Raw genomic sequence first — 2,781 nt, 5'->3', positions numbered from 1 at the left:
GATTCGATTTGGGGTGCACATGGCAATCAATTGTGGATTTGCCGGTTGACCCAATTCAACGGAAACCGCCACCATTGCAAATGTCATCGCGGTTTGGTTTGATTCCGGACGAGGCATCCCTATGAAAGACCAAAGCAAGAGTATCGACATTACACTCCAGATATTGGACAAAACGAATCAGCTTGCCCCAGGGACAGACAGGGCGGAGTTACGCAAGAAATTGGAGGGACTGAATCTGGAGGAGCAGTACGATAAGGCACCTTTACGTTTACGCCACTATGCAGGTCGAATCGCACAATATCAAGATCACGAAAAGAAACCGCGATTGATTCTTATCCCACCGACTGTTGATCCTAGATATGCAATAAAGGCTGCCGAGTCGGATGACCATATCATCATTCATGGGTCAACTGGTGCAGGCAAAGATGAGCTCGCCTCTTTTTTGGTTTTCCTCGCTAGGGAAAAATCACAGCAAAGGGCACATTTCGTTAATTGTGCAAGATTTAACCAAACACAAATAGCCTCAGAACTTTTTGGACATAAGAAAGGCGCATTCCCCGGGGCCATAGAAGACCATAGGGGTATTATCGAAGAATGTGACGGTGGCATTTTGATACTACAGGAAGTCGGCGCACTTCCTAAAGAGCATCAGGCTCTCTTGCTCCAATTCATTCAGCACCGCACAATTTTGCCAGTTGGCGGAACTATTAACGATCAAATTACGGTAACGACGAGACTAATCATTACAACCAGGATTGATATTAATGATGAAAAGATATTCCTACAGGATCTTCAACAGGGATTTACATGGCGTTTTAGAGTTCCCAGTCTCGCCGAGAGACCCGCGGACATCCCTGTTTTATTCCACTATTTCCTGAGGGAACATGACCCGAAAATAGAATGGACGATACCTGTTGCCATATTACTTCCTTTGTTACTTCATGACTGGCCCGGCAACGTCCGCCAATTACAACAATATTGCAAATGCATATCATCCAGCCACGATTACATTCATGACGTTGAGGACTATTTCCACTTTCCAAACAACCCGCTAAATAAGGGCCAAGCCAGTAAGAATTACGCAACAGTAATTCTAAACAAGTTTGAGCCGGTATTGAAGTATCTACCAGAATGCTTGAAGCGCGACCCTTGTTTCAATTATGGAATGGTCGTATTAGCCGAATCAGCCGGCATCAGAACCAACAAAGGAAAAGGCAGCTACATAAGGATCGAAGCGCTACACGACGATGACGAAATGTGTTCTTTTTTACCAGCTAAAGACATCATCGAATCACTCAAGCTGAAAGAAGAAGCTATCTTTCCCTGCATCCTCATGACCAAGCGATTAAGCCTTTTTGAGTTTCTGCATGCTATATACAATCCCGTTATGTATTACTTATTTTTCCAACCCACTATGGGAAAGGATGCCGAGATTAATCAGGCTGTTATTGATTTTCTTGAGGATAAATACAAAAGCGAGGGAGACACATTCTTCCACTTAAAGAAGAAAATCTCCGAAGTTCCCGTTACAGTTGACCTGAGCTACGAACTGGCTGATATGCTTTCAACACTTACGCTCCCTGACATGAAGTATGAATTGATTACTCTGCCCAGCTCGGAACATCAAAAAAATCAAAAGACCACGGCACGCAAAGCAAAAAAGATCTCTGATCTTCCCTGCATACAGGTCGACCAGAAATCACACGACAACAAATTAATTCTCATGGGATTCGACCCGAAGAAAGAGAAGTTCCTTCTGACAGTGAATGGGAAACCCTGCGAAACAACTGAATCCCAAATGATGAAGATCTTTGCTTTTGCCATTGCCAAGAAATGTGCCAAGGGTAAAGAGTTTCCTGGTTTGCGCCGCGATAAACCAACATCACTTGGTTATAAGCTTTTCACCAAGTTGGAAGTGAAGAGATTCAGCCAAGTTCTCATTGAGGCACGAAAAGGTCTGCACGGCATTGACAAGGATGACGATGTCAATGTACCCGGATATCAAAGCAGCGTTATTATTGAGCGCAAGCCTGATGATGCAGTTAAGGACTCTACGGGGACTTATCCCACCGCGTATGAACTATCTTGGGACAAAGAGAATATTGATATGACGCCTCTTGTTGAATTCATCTCACAGCCGCATGCACCGGTAGATCCAAAGTTCAAAGCCCTCCTCAAGTTCTATCGCTCCCTTCGTTGATAGACCTTATCGCTGCATCGGCATCTCCGCCATCGACAGGCATTCTCCTTCATATTTCAACCTACGCTGCTCCGGAAATGAGACGGAAACGTGGCGGAAATTAGGCTTCCGTTCCTTTCCGGCTACCCTCTGTGTTTTCATTGTGCCCAGTTAGCCACCAATAGGTTTTGGTGACACTGACTGCCAGACATCAAAGATATATGACTGGCGATGTTGAGAAGACAGGAAGGGCATTATGAATACGAGTAGTGCGAACATGGCGGCCGCAGATACTGGGAGCACGAGTGATGCAAGTGATGCACCCATTTCAAGCGGGGCAACGAAGGAAACCGTAAACAACAACGTGAGCAGCCAGGAACAGGTGGCTAGCGTTGTACATGCAGAACAGATCGACCTGGTGAACGTGAAGGATCTGGGGCAGAGCGACATTAAAATGTTGGCTCGTCTCCGCTCTGAAACACTGCCGGTTGATCCTACGGCAATGAAAGACGCCGCCATCAGTATTCGCAACGATATGCGCATAGCTGACATCTGCGCCAGAGCGAGTGCTCGGGTCACGGTCGAGAGATACTTCTGGGCAG

At 45.9% G+C, this 2,781-nt stretch carries 2 protein-coding genes; both read left to right on the top strand.

All coding sequences use genetic code 11. From position 1 onward, the window contains the following. The first annotated feature begins 121 nt into the window (after positions 1–121). Positions 122–2,200, top strand: a complete 2,079-nt coding sequence (locus WCO51_11960; GenBank protein ID MEI6513968.1) for a sigma 54-interacting transcriptional regulator — start codon at positions 122–124, stop codon at positions 2,198–2,200. Between the two features lie 235 nt (positions 2,201–2,435). Continuing rightward, a partial coding sequence (locus tag WCO51_11955) for a hypothetical protein (protein ID MEI6513967.1) occupies positions 2,436–2,781 on the top strand: 346 nt, incomplete at its 3' end.

It is taken from the genome of bacterium (genome assembly GCA_037131655.1).
Classification (GTDB): Bacteria; Armatimonadota; Fimbriimonadia; order Fimbriimonadales; family JBAXQP01; genus JBAXQP01.
Note: the sequence above shows the minus strand (reverse complement) of the source record. Positions and strands in the feature narration are given on the sequence as shown.